General features: G+C 46.8%; 1 protein-coding gene. It reads right to left on the reverse strand.

Annotated elements, in window-relative coordinates; all coding sequences use genetic code 11:
- Window positions 1-265: hypothetical protein (locus DM397_RS00170; RefSeq protein WP_162615410.1), on the reverse strand; the 265-nt coding region annotated here is incomplete at both ends.

Below are 265 nucleotides of genomic sequence, written 5' to 3' on the forward strand. Positions count from 1 at the left end.
TCCGCCTGTTAAAGCTGTATACCAAACAATGTTAGCTTGATTGAACTGAACACTCGCAAATGTTGGAGCATTTGCCAGACAGAAGTTTTGCGTTCCCGCAGTAACCAATGTTGGAGTTCCCGGATCGTTTACAATCACATCAACTGTCAATCTTGAAGCGCTCTCGCAGCCTGTTGCAGGGTCTGAGATTGCCGCAAAGTATGTACCGCTTGTTAAAGCTGTTGTCGGAGCAATAACTGTTCCGCCTGTTGAAGCGGTGTACCAA

The sequence above is a fragment of the Flavobacterium nitrogenifigens genome (assembly GCF_003254565.1).
Taxonomy (GTDB): Bacteria; Bacteroidota; Bacteroidia; order Flavobacteriales; family Flavobacteriaceae; genus Flavobacterium; species Flavobacterium nitrogenifigens.